Here is a 14089-nt window from a genome sequence, read left to right as displayed (position 1 = left end):
CGGGGGTGCAGATCTGATCATCATGAGAACGCAAAGGCCGAGTTAACGAGCCGGAAAAACTTCCGCCCTAACGTGCAATGTCTGGCCGTGCATCGCATCTCCGCAGTTCAACAGAGTGTTGACGGTCGGTAGGGTCCCCAGCTGTCCGGGTCCCGTCCCGGTCGACGACTGTGAGGTGGAAGAGTGCAACTGAGCCCGCACGAGCAGGAACGCCTGCTCATCCATGTGGCGGCCGACGTGGCCGAGAAGCGCCGGGCCCGCGGTGTGCGGCTCAACCACCCCGAGGCCGTCGCGCTCATCACCTCCCACATCCTGGAAGGCGCCCGGGACGGGCGGACGGTCGCCGAGCTGATGGCCTCCGGGCGCAAGGTGCTCACCCGCGACGAGGTCATGGACGGCATCCCGGAGATGATCCATGACGTCCAGGTCGAGGCCACCTTCCCGGACGGCACCAAGCTCGTCACCGTCCACGACCCCATCGTCTGAACGGGCGGCCGCCGATGATCCCCGGAGAGATCCTGTACGCGGACGGGCCCGTGACCCTCAACGAGGGGCGCCCCGTCACCCGCCTCACCGTCCTCAACGCCGCCGACCGGCCCGTCCAGGTCGGCTCCCACTACCACTTCGCCGAGGTCAACCCCGGTCTGGACTTCGACCGTGCCGCCGCCCGCGGGCAGCGCCTGCACATCGCCGCCGGGACCGCCGTCCGCTTCGAACCCGGCATCCCCGTCGAGGTCGAGCTCGTGCCGATCGCCGGCCGCCGGATCGTGCCCGGCCTGCGCGGCGAGACCGCGGGCCCCCTCGACCTCCCCGCAGACCACAAGGACGGCGACCGTGCCTGACCTCCACCGCGCCGTCTACGCCGACCTGTTCGGCCCCACCACCGGCGACCGCATCCGGCTCGCCGACACCGACCTGCTCGTCGAGATCGAGGAGGACCGCTGCGGCGGCCCCGGCCGCGCCGGCGAGGAGGCCGTCTTCGGCGGCGGCAAGGTCGTCCGCGAGTCCATGGGCCAGGCCCGCACCACCCGCGCCGAGGGCGCCCCCGACACCGTCATCACCGGCGCCGTCGTCATCGACCACTGGGGCGTCGTCAAGGCGGACATCGGCATCAGGGACGGCCGGATCACCGCCCTCGGCAAGGCCGGCAACCCCGACACCATGGACGGCGTCCACCCCGACCTCGTCATCGGCCCCGAGACCGAGATCATCGTCGGCAACGGCCGCATCGTCACCGCCGGGGCCGTCGACACCCACGTCCACTTCATCTCGCCGACCGTCGTCGAGCAGGCCCTCGCCACCGGCGTCACCACCCTCGTCGGCGGCGGCACCGGACCCGCCGAGGGCACCAAGGCGACCACGATCACCCCCGGCCCCTGGCACATGGCCCGGATGTTCGAGGCCCTGGACACCTTCCCCGTCAACATCGGGCTGCTCGGCAAGGGCAACACCATGTCCCGGGAGGCCATGCACTCCCAGCTGCGCGGCGGCGCCCTCGGCTTCAAGATCCACGAGGACTGGGGCGCCACCCCCGCCGTCATCGACGCCTGCCTGGGCGTGTGCGAGGAGACCGGCGCCCAACTGGCCATCCACACCGACACCCTGAACGAGGCGGGCTTCGTCGGCGACACCCTCGCCGCCATCGCCGGCCGCACCATCCACGCGTACCACACGGAGGGCGCCGGCGGCGGGCACGCCCCCGACATCATCACCGTCGTCTCCGAGCCGCACGTCCTGCCCAGCTCGACCAACCCGACCCGGCCGCACACCGTCAACACCATCGAGGAACACCTCGACATGCTGATGGTCTGCCACCACCTCAACCCGGCCGTCCCGGAGGACCTCGCCTTCGCGGAGTCCCGCATCCGGCCCTCCACCATCGCCGCCGAGGACGTCCTCCACGACCTGGGGGCCATCTCGATCATCTCCTCCGACTCCCAGGCCATGGGCCGGATCGGCGAGGTGATCATGCGGACCTGGCAGACCGCCCACGTCATGAAGAAGCGCCGCGGCGCCCTGCCCGGCGACGGCCGCGCCGACAACCACCGGGCCCGCCGCTACGTCGCCAAGTACACGATCAACCCGGCCGTCGCCCAGGGCATGGGTCACCTCGTCGGCTCCGTCGAACCCGGAAAACTCGCCGACCTGGTCCTCTGGGAGCCCGCCTTCTTCGGCGTGAAGCCGCTCGTCGTCGTCAAGGGCGGCCAGATCGCGTACGCGCAGATGGGCGACGCCAACGCCTCCATCCCCACGCCCCAGCCCGTCCTGCCCCGCCCGATGTTCGGCGCGCTCGGCCGGGCCGCCGCGGCCGGATCGGTCAACTTCGTCGCCCAGGCGGCGATCGAGGACGACCTGCCCCGGAAGCTCGGGCTGCACAAGGAGTTCGCCGCCATCGGCTCCACCCGGCGGGTCACCAAGGCCGACATGCGCGAGAACGACGCCCTGCCCCGGGTCGAGGTCGACGCCGACACCTTCTCGGTGACCATCGACGGCGAGCCGGTCGAACCCGCGCCCGCCGCCGAACTGCCCATGGCCCAGCGCTACTTCCTCTTCTGATGACGCTCTCCGCTCTCCTCGTGCTCGCCGACGGGCGTTTCCCCGCCGGCGGGCACGCCCACTCGGGCGGCGCCGAGGCCGCCGTCAAGGCCGGCCGCCTCAAGGACGCCGCCGACCTGGAGTCCTTCTGCCGCGGCCGGCTGCACACCACCGGCCTCACCTCGGCGGCGCTCGCCGCCGGGGCCGCGCACGGACTCGACCCGTACGAGCTCGACGCGGCGGCCGACGCCCGCACGCCCTCGGCGGCCCTGCGGGCGGCCTCGCGCCGACTCGGCCGCCAGCTGATGCGGGCCGCCCGCGCCGCCTGGCCGAGCCCCGAACTCGACGCGCTGGCCGCCGCGTTCCCGCGCGGCGCCCACCAGCCCGTCGTCCTCGGCACCGCCGCGCGCGCCGCCGGGCTCGGCCCCGAGGAGGCGGCCCACTGCGTCGCGTACGAGACGGTCGGCGGCCCGGCGACCGCAGCCGTCCGCCTCCTCAGCCTCGACCCCTACCAGGCCACCGCCGTCCTCGCCCGCCTCGCGCCCGAGATGGACCAGGTCGCCGAGCGTGCCGCCGCGGCCGCCGGGCAGGGCGTCGACGCCCTGCCCGCCGCCTCCGCGCCGCTGCTCGACCTCACCGCCGAACAGCACGCGGCCTGGCCGGTGCGCCTCTTCGCCTCGTAGCCCGCAGAAGCCCTCAGGAGCCCCCCATGCACCTCGACCACGCCCACACCCACCACGGCGCCGTCTCCGCCGACGCCCACCGGCCCGACGGCACCCGCCGCGCCCTGCGCATCGGGCTCGGCGGACCGGTCGGCTCCGGCAAGACCGCCACCGTCGCCGCCCTCTGCCGCGACCTGCGCGACAGCCTCTCCCTCGCCGTCGTCACCAACGACATCTACACCCGGGAGGACGCCGAGTTCCTGCTCCGCGAGGCCGTCCTGCCGCCCGAGCGCATCCAGGCCGTGGAGACCGGCGCCTGCCCGCACACCGCCATCCGCGACGACATCTCCGCCAACCTCGAAGCCGTCGAGGACCTGGAGGACACCGTGGGACCGCTCGACCTCATCCTCGTCGAGTCCGGCGGCGACAACCTCACCGCCACCTTCTCCAAGGGCCTCGTCGACGCCCAGATCTTCGTCATCGACGTGGCCGGCGGCGACGACATCCCCCGCAAGGGCGGCCCCGGCGTCACCACCGCCGACCTCCTCGTGATCAACAAGACCGACCTCGCCCCGCACGTCGGCTCCGACCTGGAGCGGATGGCCCGCGACGCGAAGGAGCAGCGCGGCGAACTGCCCGTCGCCTTCACCTCCCTGCGCGGCGAGAGCGGCGTCGCGCCCGTCGCCGACTGGGTCCGGGCGCAGCTCGCGGCATGGACCGCGTGAGCCTGCGCGCCACCGCCCGGATCGCCGCCGACGCCGACGGAGGGCTGCCGCTCCTGGTGAGCGACGGCCCCCTCGCGCTCCGCCGCACCCGGGCCGCCGGACCGTACACCCGGGTCACCGTCGTCGGCGCGATGAGCGCCCCGCTCGGCGGTGACCGGCTGGCGATCGAGACCGAGGTGCGGGACGGGGCCCGGCTGCTGGTCGACTCGGCCGCCGCCACCCTGGCCCTGCCCGGCCCGAGCGCCGACCCCGCCGCGTACGACGTGCGGATCTCCGTCGCCGACGGTGCGGTCCTCCGCTGGCTGCCCGAGCAGCTCGTCTCCGCCGCCGGCTCGCACCTGCGGATGCGCACCACCGTCGACCTCGCGCCCACGGCCCGTCTCGTCCTGCGAGAAGAACAGGTCCTCGGCCGGCACGGCGAAGTGCCCGGCACCCTCACCACCCGGCTCACCGTCCGCCGCGCCGGCCGCCCCCTGTTCGACCAGGAGCTGTCCTTCGGCCCCGGCGCGCCCGGCGGCTGGGACGGCGGGGCGGTCCTCGGCGGCCACCGGGCCACCGGCCAACTCCTCGTCGTCGACCCGGCGTTCGCCGACAAAGCGGTGGAGGCACGGCTGTACGGGGAGAACGCCGTGGTCAGCCCGCTCGCCGGACCCGCCGCACTCGCCACCGCCGTCGCCCCGGACGCGCTCGCGCTGCGCCGGCTCCTCGACGCGGCCTTGTCCGAACTCGCCCCGTTCTGACCCTTCCCCGAACCTGTACCGCTCAGCGGTACACCGTTCACCGGTTATTGGTTTGGCAAAGGAACAGGTGTACGCCCTTTCATCGGGAGCCCCAAGGACGAAAGGATCCCCCGGACACACAGACTCCTTCAGGGGGAGGACCATTGAGACGCACAGCAGTGCTCGGCTCCGCCGGCACTCTGATAGCGGGCACGCTCATGGCGACCGCGCTCGCTGCGCCGACGGCCGGCGCCGTCACCGGCCAGGACCGTAACGACGAGGCGCGCGGCGCGGCCATCGCCGCCGAGCGCGCCGCGAAGGCCGGCATCGACTGGCAGGACTGCCCGGCCGACTGGGGCTTCGCCGCGCCCATCCAGTGCGGCTGGGTCACCGTCCCGGTCGACTACGCCAAGCCGAACGGCAAGAAGATCAAGCTCGCCGTGGACCGCGCCGTGTCCACCGGCACCCCGGCCGAGCGCCAGGGCGCCCTGCTCTACAACCCGGGCGGCCCCGGCGGTTCCGGCCTGCGCTTCCCGCGCCGGGTCACCACCAAGAGCCCGCTCTGGGTGAACACCGCGAAGGCGTACGACTTCGTGGGCTTCGACCCGCGCGGTGTCGGCCACTCGGCGCCCATCTCCTGCGTCGACCCGACCGACTTCGTCAAGGGCCCGAAGCTCGACCCGGTCCCGGACAGCGAGGCGGACAAGCTCGCCCAGCGCAAGCTGGCCGCCGAGTACGCCAAGGGCTGCGCCGAGAAGAGCGGCGACATGCTGCCCTACATGACGACGCGCAACACCGCCCGTGACCTCGACGTCATCCGGGCCGCGCTGGGCGAGAAGAAGCTCAACTTCATCGGTGTCTCCTACGGCACCTACCTGGGCGCCGTCTACGGCACGCTGTACCCGAACCACGTGCGCCGCATGCTGGTCGACAGCGTGGTCAACCCGGAGAAGAGCAACATCTGGTACCAGGCGAACCTGGAGCAGGACATCGCCTTCGAGGGTCGCCTCAAGGACTGGATGACCTGGGTCGCCCAGAACGACGCCACCTTCCACCTCGGCGACACCCTGGCGAAGGTCCAGCAGCAGTGGGTGACCCTGCGCGCCGCCGCCAAGAAGGAGCCCCTGGGCGGCAAGGTCGGACCGGCCGAGCTCATCGGCTTCTTCCAGAGCGCGCCGTACTACGACTCCTCGTGGGTCCCGGTCGCGCAGGCCTGGAGCGCGTACGCCGCGGGCGACCCGCAGCCGCTGATCGACGGCGCCGCCGCCGACCTCACGGACACGGCCGGCAACATCGCGTCGGAGAACGGCAACGCCGTCTACACCGCTGTCGAGTGCGCCGACTCCGCCTGGCCGACGAACTGGAACAAGTGGGACCTGGACAACTCCCGGCTCCACGAGCAGTACCCGTTCATGACCTGGGCGAACGCCTGGATGAACCTGCCGTGCGCCACCTGGTCCGCGCCGCAGCAGAAGCCGACCCAGGTCAAGACCGGCAAGGGCCTGCCGCCGGTGCTCATCGTCCAGTCCGAGCGTGACGCGGCGACGCCGTACGCCGGCGCGGTCGAGCTGCACAAGCGCTTCAAGGGCTCGCGTCTCATCACCGAGAAGAACGCGGGTTCGCACGGCGTCACCGGTCTGGTGAACCCCTGCATCAACACCAAGGTCGAGACGTACCTGCTCACCGGCAAGGTGGACAGCCAGGACGTGACGTGCGAGCCGCACGCCACGCCCAAGCCGTAACACTCCGCGCGGTCTGAAGGGAGGGGCGGCCGTCCGACGGCCGCCCCTCTCGTCATGCCCGGGACGCCAGCCAGGCGTCCTCCGCCGCGTAGTCGAAGAAGTCCACCTGGTACTTCGCGAGACCCGGGAACGCCTCCCGCCACTCCCGTCCCTTCAGGTGCCCGGCCAGCCACTCGACCGTCTCCGGCAGCGACTCCGCGTACGACACCACCGGCCGGTAGCCCAACTCCCGCTCGGCCGCCGTCATGTCGTAGACGATGGGATGCGGCGCGGTCCACGGGGTGAGTCCCACCAGGTCCTCCGGGGGCGCCCCTTCGATCAGCACCGTCTCGCTCTCCACGCCCAGGACGGCGTCGATGGCCGCCCCGATCTCCGCCACCGTCGGCGCCTCCGGGTCGGCGCCGTTCAGCACCCGGCTGCCCGGGTCGGCCGCCGCGAGCCGGACGAGCTCCGCGAGGTTGTCCACGTGGGCCGGGTGGAACCGCGAGGTGCCGCCGTACGACAGCAGGCGCACCGGCCTTTCGTCGAGCGCCCGCTTCACGAACCACAGCTCGCGCGGCCCCGGGCAGTACGGGCCGTGGATCGCACCCGCCCGCAGCAGTGTCGTCGGCAGCGTCTCGCCCGCCGCGAGCAGCTCCCGCTCCAGGGCGATCTTCCGCGTGCCGTACGTGGTGTCGCCCGGCGCGACCGTCCGCCAGTCCTCCGCGACCGGCACCGGGAAGGCGGGGAAGCCGTCCGGCCGGTCCTGGGTGTCGAAGCTGCGGCCCTGCGCGTCCTCGTAGACGGCGCCGCTCGACACCACCACCGCCGAACCGATCCGGTCGGCGAGACCGGTCAACTGCCGTCCGTGCCCGCCGTCGTAGGCGACGATGTCCACGAGCACGTCACAGCCGTCACCGAGCCCCGCCGCCAGCGCGCCCTCCTCGTTCCGGTCGAGCCGCACCGAACGGACCTCGTCCGGCCACCTGTCGTCCCGTACGCCGCCCCGGGAGGCGGCCGTCACCTCCCAGCCGTCCGCGACGAGCGCCCGCACGGCCGCCCGCCCCACCTGTCCCGTCGCACCCAACACGAACGCGTTTCCCTTGGTCATGCAGGGGACGCTACGGGTGCCCGGGGCGGCGGCCCAGAGGATTGCGCCGTGCGCGGATCCGCCCTCAGCGTCCCCCGCGCGGGAACTATTCGGAGGGCCCGGACTCCGCGGCCTTCACCACCGCCGCGTACTCGTCCACGTACTCCTGACCCGACAACCGCAGGATCGCGTACATGATCTCGTCCGTCACCGCGCGGACCACCGCCCTCTCACCCGCCGACCCGGCGAACCGGGAGAAGTCCAGCGGCTCCCCGAACCGGATGGTGACCCGGCGGATCCTCGGCACCACCTTCCCCGGCGGCTGGATCTCGAAGGTCCCCACCATCGCGCACGGCACCACCGGGACCCCGGCGGTCAGCGCCATCACCGCCACCCCGACCTTGCCCTTGTAGAGCCGTCCGTCGTGCGAACGCGTCCCCTCGGGATAGATCCCCAGCAGCTCGCCCCGGCCGAGGACGCCGAGCCCCTCCCGGATCGCCGCCTTCCCGGCCTCCTTCCCCGACCGGTCGACCGGGATCTGCCCGACGGCCCGGAAGAACGCCGCCGTGAGCCGGCCCTTCAGGCCGGGACCCGTGAAGTACTCCTGCTTCGCGAGGAAGGTGATCCGCCGGTCGAGCACGACCGGCATCAGGAAGTGGTCGGAGAAGGAGAGGTGATTGCCCGCGATGATCGCGGCCCCCTCCTCCGGTATGTGCTCGAGCCCCTCGATCCTCGGCCGGAACAGCAGCTTGAGGAGCGGTCCGAGCAGGACGTGCTTCATCAGCTGGTAGAACACGCGTGACCCCCGTTCGTCGTCCGTCACGCCCGTTGTATCCCCGCACGCGCGCGTGGTCCACTGGTGGGGGAGCGTCACATGACAGGCGAGCGCGGGGTCAGGCGCCCCGGCCGCGTCCTCACCGCGCTGCTGTGCGCGCTGACGGCGGCCGGGTTGTACGGCTGCTCCGGCTCGGGCCCGTCGGAGCCGAGCCCCAGGCCGACCACCGCGCCCGCCACCTCCGCCACCCCTACCACTCCCGCTGCCGGGATCTCACCCTTCACCGGGCTTCCCGCGAAGCCGGCCCCCGTCCTCGCCGTGAAGATCGACAACGTGCCGGCCGCCCGCCCCCACACCGGACTCGGCGCCGCCGACCTCGTCTACGTCGAACAGGTCGAGGGCGGGGTCACCCGGCTCCTCGCCGTCTACTCCTCCCACCTCCCCGGCCTCACCGGCCCCGTCCGCAGCGCCCGCGAGTCCGACATCGCCCTGCTCGGCGACTTCGACCACCCGGCCCTCGCCTACTCAGGCGCCCAGACCGCCCTGACCCCGCTCCTCCGGGCCGCGCCCCTCGACCTCCTCACCGAGAGCTCGGCACCCCAGGCCTTCCGGCGCTCCGCGCAGCGACCCGCCCCGCACAACCTCTACGTGAGCCCCGGCCGCGCCCTCGCCGCCGCACCCGGGGCCGGCGACGCCCGGGACATCGGCCTCCGCTTCGGGCCCGCGCCGCCCGGCGGCACCCCGGTCACGACCTCGACCGTCCGCTACCCGGCGGCCCGCTACACCTTCACCTGGTCCCCCGCCGACCACGCCTGGCACGTGGCCATGGACGGCCGCGAGGCCCGCGCCACCGACACGGGCCCGCTCACCCCGGAGACGGTCGTCGTTCAGCACGTCACGATCCGCCCGTCCCGCTTCCACGACCGGTTCGGCTCGGTCTCCCCGTACAGCGAGACCGTCGGCAGCGGCACCGCCCTCGTCCTGCGCGACGGGCGCGCCCACGAGGCCCGCTGGTCCCGGCCCTCGGCCGGCTCCGGCACCACCTTCACCACCCCGGCCGGAGCGCCCCTGCCCTTCGCCCCCGGCCAGACCTGGATCGTCCTGGCCCCGCGCTCCTAGAGCCCGGCGGTCAGGACGTGGAGGCCGGCGGGCGGGGCGGGGGAGGGGGTGGTGCGGAGCTGTCCGCCGCCGCCATCCCGATCGTCGACACGACGAGCAGCACCAGGCCGAACCAGAGCCAGCCGCTGCTGCCGAGCGCCACCGTGTAGGCCGTCGTCAACACCAGCGCGGCGCACGTCAGCACCGTCATCGTCTTCGTGGGACCGGACATCAGCCCGCCCTCCTCCCGACCGAGGCCACGGAAGCCGTCAAGCCCATCGTGACCCCGCGAGAGGGGCGCGCGCTACTCCCTGGACGCTCCGGCGTGCGCCGGAACGCAAACCGGGCCCGGCGCCGCGAGCGGCACCGGACCCGGAAGGGACCGTGGATCCAAGATCCTGGAGGCGGATCCAAAATCCTGGATCTGGATCCAAGATCCTGGATCCGAATTCTGAATCCTGGATCCAGAATCTCGGATCCAGGATCGTCAGCTGCTTCGCCCCTGCAGCGACGCCAGATACGCGTTGTACGCCTCCAGCTCCTTGTCGCCGTCACGGTCGGCGGCCCGGTCCTTGCGGACCGCCTGCCGCTGCTCGGAGTGGTACCACTGGTAGACCAGCGCGATCAGGACGAGCACGGACGGGATCTCGCTGAAGGCCCAGGCGATGCCGCCCGCGGCGGTCTGGTCGGCGAGGGCGTCGATGCCGAGCGAGGCCGGGGGGTTCTTGTACGACTCCACCATCGGCTGCGACGCCATCATCATCGCGATGCCGAAGAACGCGTGGAACGGCATGCCCGCGAACAGCTCCAGCATCCGCATCACGTACCCCGGCCGGTGCGGGCCCGGGTCCACGCCCATGATCGGCCAGAAGAAGACCAGGCCCACCATCAGGAAGTGCACCATCATCCCGATGTGCCCGGCCTTCGAGCCCATCAGGAAGTCGAAGAGCGGCGAGAAGTACAGCGCGTACAGGCTCGCGATGAACATGGAGATGGTGAACGCCGGGTGCGTGATCACCCTCATGTACCGGCTGTGCAGCAGCTTCAGGAGCAGCTCGCGCGGCCCCGTCGAGCCCCGGCCCGCCACCGGCAGCGCCCGCAGCGCGAGCGTGACCGGCGCGCCGAGGAGCAGCAGGATCGGCGAGAGCATGGAGATCACCATGTGCTGCACCATGTGCACGCTGAACATGACCATGCCGTAGTCGTTGAGCTTGGTGCACATCACCAGGGCGATGGTCAGCACGCCGACCGTGAAGAACACCGTCCGGCTGACGGGCCACGCGTCACCGCGCCGCCGCAGCCGCGCCACGCCCCACCCGTACAGACCGAGCGCCGCCAGGCATCCGATCAGGAAGAAGAGGTCGGGAGAGAACTCCAGGCCCCGTCCCAGCGTGAACGGCGGCAGGTCCGTGGTCATGCCGTGCCCGCTGTGATCCATCCGTACACTCCTGGAGCCCGATTCGCGCTTGTTGTCCGCACCAGACTAGAACCGCCCCCGGCCGCGACTGCGACCGGGGGCGGATGTGACGTACAGGAGTCGTCAGAGCACGCACTCCGCCTCTTCGTACCGGTCGGCCGGGACCGTCTTGAGGGTCTCCACGGCCTGCGCCAGCGGGACCATCGTGATGTCCGTGCCGCGCAGCGCGGTCAGCATGCCGAACTCGCCGCGGTGCGCGGCCTCGACGGCGTGCCAGCCGAAGCGGGTCGCGAGGACGCGGTCGTACGCGGTGGGGGTGCCGCCGCGCTGGACGTGACCGAGGATGACCGGGCGGGCCTCCTTGTTCAGCCGGCGCTCCAGCTCGACGGAGAGCTGGTTGGCGATGCCGGTGAAGCGCTCGTGGCCGTAGATGTCGGTGCCGGCGGTCTTGAAGTCCATCGAGCCCTCGCGCGGCTTCGCGCCCTCGGCGACGACCACGATCGCGAACCGCTTGCCGGCCTCGAAGCGCTCGCCGACCCGGGCGGTCAGCTCGTCCATGTCGAAGGGGCGCTCGGGGACGACCACGGCGTGCGCGCCGGCGGCCATGCCGGAGTGCAGCGCTATCCAGCCGGTGTGGCGGCCCATCACCTCGACGACGAGGACCCGCTGGTGCGACTCGGCGGTGGTCTTCAGCCGGTCGAGGGCCTCGGTGGCGACGGTGACGGCCGTGTCGAAGCCGAAGGTGACGTCGGTGGAGGCGATGTCGTTGTCGATCGTCTTCGGGACGCCGACGATCGGGATCCCCGCCTCGGAGAGCAGGTTCGCCGCCTTGAGGGTGCCCTCGCCGCCGATCGGGATGATGGCGTCGAGCCCGAGGTCGGCGACGTGGCCCTTGGCGCGCTCGACGCCGCCGACGAGGTGCGCGGGCTGGACCCGCGAGGAGCCGAGGATGGTGCCGCCCCGGGCGAGGATGCCTCCGACCGCGTCGAGGTCGAGCTTCCGGTAGTCACATTCCAGGAGGCCCTTCCACCCGTCGTGGAAGCCGATGACCTCGTCGCCGTGATCGACGACGGCGCGGTGCACGACGGAACGGATGACAGCGTTCAGACCGGGGCAGTCTCCGCCGGAGGTGAGCACGCCAATGCGCATAGCCCAAAAACCTTTGCAACGTGGGCCGACTCCCGGACCACGTCGTCCGGCTGGATCCCCGCCACCCTATCGCCGCAGGGTGGCGGGGCCGAACCGGATGTCCGCACAGTGGACAACGTACGTTCGTACGAGGGGCGAACAGCGGCCCCGAGGGTGACTCAGGCGGGCTGCGAAGCCGCCGCGATGCGCTCGGCGCGCAGCGCCTCGTACCAGCGGTCGTCGGTCGGCGGCAGCGCGTTCACGTCGAGGGCCAGCTTCAGGAGCAGGTCCGCGATCTGCGGGTTGCGGGCCATGACGGGGCCGTGCATGTACGTGCCGAAGACGGTGTCGTTGTACGCGCCCTCGGTGCCGTCGCCGGTCCCGTTGCCGTTGCCGTAGACGGTCCGGGCGAAGGGCCGGGCCGTCGGGCCGAGGTGGGTGATGCCCTGGTGGTTCTCGAACCCGGTCAGCTGGGGAAGGCCCAGGCGCGGGTCGATGTCCGCGAGGACGTCGCCGACGCAGCGGGCGCCCTCGCCGCGGGTCGAGATCACGTCGATGAGCCCGAGGCCGGCCTCGCGCTCGCCGAGGTCGTTGATGAACTCGTGGCCCAGGATCTGGTACCCGGCGCAGACCGAGAAGATGATCGCGCCGTTCGAGGCGGCCCGGCTCAGGCCGCCGTCCCGCCGCAGCCGCTCGGCCGCGAGCCGCTGCGGACGGTCCTCGCCGCCACCGATCAGGTAGATGTCGCCCGAGGTGGGGACGGGCTGGTCGCTGCGGACGTCGACGCGCTCGACGCTGAGGCCGCGCTGTTCGGCACGGCGCTGGACGACGAGGACGTTGCCCTGGTCGCCGTAGGTGCTGAGCAGGTCCGGGTAGACCCAGACCAGGCGCAGGCTGCTGTCACTCATGCTGCAAGTCCTCTACGGGTCAGTTGCCGACGCGGCGGCGGACGTCCTGGAAGGCGGTGTAGTTGGCGATCAGCTCGATCTGCCCGGGCGGGGCCATCGAGACGGCCTCGTCGAGCGTCTCGCAGACGCGGAAGTCCACGCCCGCGACCTCGAGCCGGACCGCGAGGTCCAGCTTCCGGTCGCCGATCACCATGATCGGGTGGCCGGCGAGCCGGCCGTAGTCCACGTCCCACAGCCAGGAGGTGTCCGTGCCGTCGGCGCCCCGCGCGTTGACCGAGAGGATCACCGGGGCGGGCGGCCCGTCGATGAGGGAAAACGTTTCGAGCCAGCCGGCCGGGTTCTTCGCGAGCAGCAGACGCAGGTCGCGGTTCTGGAAGGACACCACGTCGTAGCGTCCGGCGACGGCCTGCACCTGGTACATGCGCTCCAGGGCCACCTGCGGCGGCACCCCGAAGACGGCGGCGACGGCGGCCGAGGTGGCGGCGTTCGCCTTGTTGGCGCGGCCGGGCAGCTGGAGCCGGATCGGCCAGGCCGAACCGTGCGGGTCGAGCACGTGGTCGCCGCTGAGCGCCCAGCTCGGCGCGGGACGGCGGAAGCCGCACTCGCCGCAGAACCAGTCGTCGCCCGGACGCTGCATCACACCGCCGCAGGCGGGGCACGACCAGGCGTCGTCCTTCCACTCCTGACCGGCGGCGACCCACACCACGTTCGGGGAGGAGGAGGCGGCCCACACGATCAGCGGGTCGTCGGCGTTGGCGATGACCACGGCCTTGGTGCCGTTGAGGCCCTCGCGCCACTTCTCGGCGAGCATCCGGGTCTCGGCGGCGCGGTCCAGCTGGTCGCGGGAGAGGTTCAGCAGCGCGATCGCCTTGGGCGTGGTGTCCCGGGCGACGCCGGCGAGGTACTTCTCGTCGACCTCGATCACACCGAACTTGGAGTCCGTGCCGCCGGCCAGCGCCGAGGTGATGCCGGCGGGCATGTTGGCGCCGAGGGCGTTGGAGACCACGGGCCCGGCGGCGCGCAGGGCCTCCGCGATGAGCCGGGTCGTCGTCGTCTTGCCGTTGGTCGCCGACACCAGGACGACGTCCAGATGCTGCGCGAGCCGACCGAGCAGGTCGGGGTCGAGCTTGAGCGCCACCCGGCCGCCGATCACCGATCCGCTGCCGCGCCCCGCCGCACGCGACACCGCGGCCGCGGCCTTGCCCGCCGTCACGGCCAGCTTGGCGCGCGGCGACAGCGGCTCTGGATTACCGGGGTGTCCTGACATCGTTCTTGTTCCTCCTTGCGTCGGTCCGGGCTCAGCCTATCGAG

General features: G+C 72.3%; 15 protein-coding genes. 8 read left to right on the top strand and 7 right to left on the bottom strand.

Annotated elements, in window-relative coordinates; all coding sequences use genetic code 11:
• Positions 1 to 183 precede the first annotated feature (183 nt).
• The 7 genes from GGE06_RS13675 to GGE06_RS13645 all read left to right on the top strand — a co-directional run bounded on the left by GGE06_RS13675 (position 184) and on the right by GGE06_RS13645 (position 6383).
• On the top strand, positions 184 to 486 hold the full coding sequence (locus GGE06_RS13675) for an urease subunit gamma (protein ID WP_030686168.1): 303 nt from the start codon (positions 184 to 186) through the stop codon (positions 484 to 486).
• A gap of 14 nt (positions 487 to 500) precedes the next feature.
• Positions 501 to 842: an urease subunit beta gene (locus tag GGE06_RS13670; protein WP_116162257.1), complete on the top strand. Its 342-nt coding sequence runs from the start codon at positions 501 to 503 to the stop codon at positions 840 to 842.
• On the top strand, positions 835 to 2556 hold the full coding sequence (locus GGE06_RS13665; RefSeq protein ID WP_116162259.1) for an urease subunit alpha: 1722 nt from the start codon (positions 835 to 837) through the stop codon (positions 2554 to 2556). The genes GGE06_RS13670 and GGE06_RS13665 overlap by 8 nt, the downstream gene beginning before the upstream one ends.
• A complete protein-coding gene (locus GGE06_RS13660; RefSeq protein ID WP_116162261.1) occupies positions 2556 to 3218 on the top strand; it encodes an urease accessory protein UreF in 663 nt (220 codons plus the stop codon). The genes GGE06_RS13665 and GGE06_RS13660 overlap by 1 nt, the downstream gene beginning before the upstream one ends.
• 26 nt (positions 3219 to 3244) lie before the next feature.
• Positions 3245 to 3922 carry an urease accessory protein UreG gene (gene ureG / locus GGE06_RS13655; protein ID WP_116162263.1) on the top strand — a complete coding sequence of 226 codons (678 nt, stop codon included), beginning with the start codon at positions 3245 to 3247 and terminating at the stop codon, positions 3920 to 3922.
• Complete coding sequence (locus GGE06_RS13650; protein ID WP_116165654.1) at positions 3919 to 4662, top strand: urease accessory protein UreD; 744 nt, start codon at positions 3919 to 3921, stop codon at positions 4660 to 4662. The genes ureG and GGE06_RS13650 overlap by 4 nt, the downstream gene beginning before the upstream one ends.
• 143 nt (positions 4663 to 4805) lie before the next feature.
• Positions 4806 to 6383: an alpha/beta hydrolase gene (locus GGE06_RS13645; protein WP_116162265.1), complete on the top strand. Its 1578-nt coding sequence runs from the start codon at positions 4806 to 4808 to the stop codon at positions 6381 to 6383.
• 52 nt (positions 6384 to 6435) lie between these two features.
• Here the strand turns inward: GGE06_RS13645 and GGE06_RS13640 are convergent, their stop codons facing one another.
• Together GGE06_RS13640 and GGE06_RS13635 are read right to left on the bottom strand one after the other, a co-directional pair.
• Complete coding sequence (locus GGE06_RS13640) at positions 6436 to 7473, bottom strand: NAD-dependent epimerase/dehydratase family protein (RefSeq protein ID WP_184930938.1); 1038 nt, start codon at positions 7471 to 7473, stop codon at positions 6436 to 6438.
• A gap of 85 nt (positions 7474 to 7558) precedes the next feature.
• Positions 7559 to 8248: a lysophospholipid acyltransferase family protein gene (locus GGE06_RS13635; RefSeq protein WP_116162267.1), complete on the bottom strand. Its 690-nt coding sequence runs from the start codon at positions 8246 to 8248 to the stop codon at positions 7559 to 7561.
• A 78-nt stretch (positions 8249 to 8326) separates the two neighbouring features.
• Here GGE06_RS13635 and GGE06_RS13630 point away from each other — a divergent pair, with 78 nt between their 5' ends.
• Positions 8327 to 9346: a DUF3048 domain-containing protein gene (locus GGE06_RS13630; protein ID WP_116162269.1), complete on the top strand. Its 1020-nt coding sequence runs from the start codon at positions 8327 to 8329 to the stop codon at positions 9344 to 9346.
• A 10-nt stretch (positions 9347 to 9356) separates the two neighbouring features.
• Here the strand turns inward: GGE06_RS13630 and GGE06_RS13625 are convergent, their stop codons facing one another.
• The 5 genes from GGE06_RS13625 to GGE06_RS13605 form a co-directional block, all read right to left on the bottom strand.
• Entirely contained in the window at positions 9357 to 9557 is a 201-nt protein-coding gene (locus GGE06_RS13625; protein ID WP_116162271.1) for a hypothetical protein, read from the bottom strand.
• Between the two features lie 255 nt (positions 9558 to 9812).
• Complete coding sequence (locus GGE06_RS13620) at positions 9813 to 10763, bottom strand: cytochrome c oxidase assembly protein (protein ID WP_116162273.1); 951 nt, start codon at positions 10761 to 10763, stop codon at positions 9813 to 9815.
• A gap of 102 nt (positions 10764 to 10865) precedes the next feature.
• Positions 10866 to 11891, bottom strand: coding sequence for a 6-phosphofructokinase (locus GGE06_RS13615; protein ID WP_116162275.1), 1026 nt, complete (start codon positions 11889 to 11891; stop codon positions 10866 to 10868).
• 158 nt (positions 11892 to 12049) lie between these two features.
• Complete coding sequence (locus tag GGE06_RS13610; RefSeq protein ID WP_116162277.1) at positions 12050 to 12778, bottom strand: type 1 glutamine amidotransferase; 729 nt, start codon at positions 12776 to 12778, stop codon at positions 12050 to 12052.
• A 19-nt stretch (positions 12779 to 12797) separates the two neighbouring features.
• The gene (locus GGE06_RS13605) at positions 12798 to 14045 is read right to left on the bottom strand and encodes a Mur ligase family protein (protein WP_116162279.1); all 1248 of its coding nucleotides are present in this window, start codon (positions 14043 to 14045) and stop codon (positions 12798 to 12800) included.
• Positions 14046 to 14089 lie beyond the last annotated feature (44 nt).

Source organism: Streptomyces nymphaeiformis (genome assembly GCF_014203895.1).
GTDB lineage: Bacteria > Actinomycetota > Actinomycetes > Streptomycetales > Streptomycetaceae > Streptomyces > Streptomyces nymphaeiformis.
The sequence above is the reverse complement of the archived record's forward strand: the minus strand, read 5'-3'. Positions and strand labels throughout refer to the sequence as shown.

What these genes read in the sequence shown, in the direction of transcription:
- GGE06_RS13620 (WP_116162273.1), bottom strand. Translation starts at nt 10,763, where the DNA reads ATGGATCACAGCGGGCACGGCATGACCACGGACCTGCCGCCGTTCACG.
- GGE06_RS13615 (WP_116162275.1), bottom strand. Translation starts at nt 11,891, where the DNA reads ATGCGCATTGGCGTGCTCACCTCCGGCGGAGACTGCCCCGGTCTGAAC.
- GGE06_RS13605 (WP_116162279.1), bottom strand. Translation starts at nt 14,045, where the DNA reads ATGTCAGGACACCCCGGTAATCCAGAGCCGCTGTCGCCGCGCGCCAAG.
- GGE06_RS13610 (WP_116162277.1), bottom strand. Translation starts at nt 12,778, where the DNA reads ATGAGTGACAGCAGCCTGCGCCTGGTCTGGGTCTACCCGGACCTGCTC.
- GGE06_RS13660 (WP_116162261.1), top strand. Translation starts at nt 2,556, where the DNA reads ATGACGCTCTCCGCTCTCCTCGTGCTCGCCGACGGGCGTTTCCCCGCC.
- GGE06_RS13640 (WP_184930938.1), bottom strand. Translation starts at nt 7,473, where the DNA reads ATGACCAAGGGAAACGCGTTCGTGTTGGGTGCGACGGGACAGGTGGGG.
- ureG (WP_116162263.1), top strand. Translation starts at nt 3,245, where the DNA reads ATGCACCTCGACCACGCCCACACCCACCACGGCGCCGTCTCCGCCGAC.
- GGE06_RS13625 (WP_116162271.1), bottom strand. Translation starts at nt 9,557, where the DNA reads ATGTCCGGTCCCACGAAGACGATGACGGTGCTGACGTGCGCCGCGCTG.
- GGE06_RS13630 (WP_116162269.1), top strand. Translation starts at nt 8,327, where the DNA reads ATGACAGGCGAGCGCGGGGTCAGGCGCCCCGGCCGCGTCCTCACCGCG.
- GGE06_RS13670 (WP_116162257.1), top strand. Translation starts at nt 501, where the DNA reads ATGATCCCCGGAGAGATCCTGTACGCGGACGGGCCCGTGACCCTCAAC.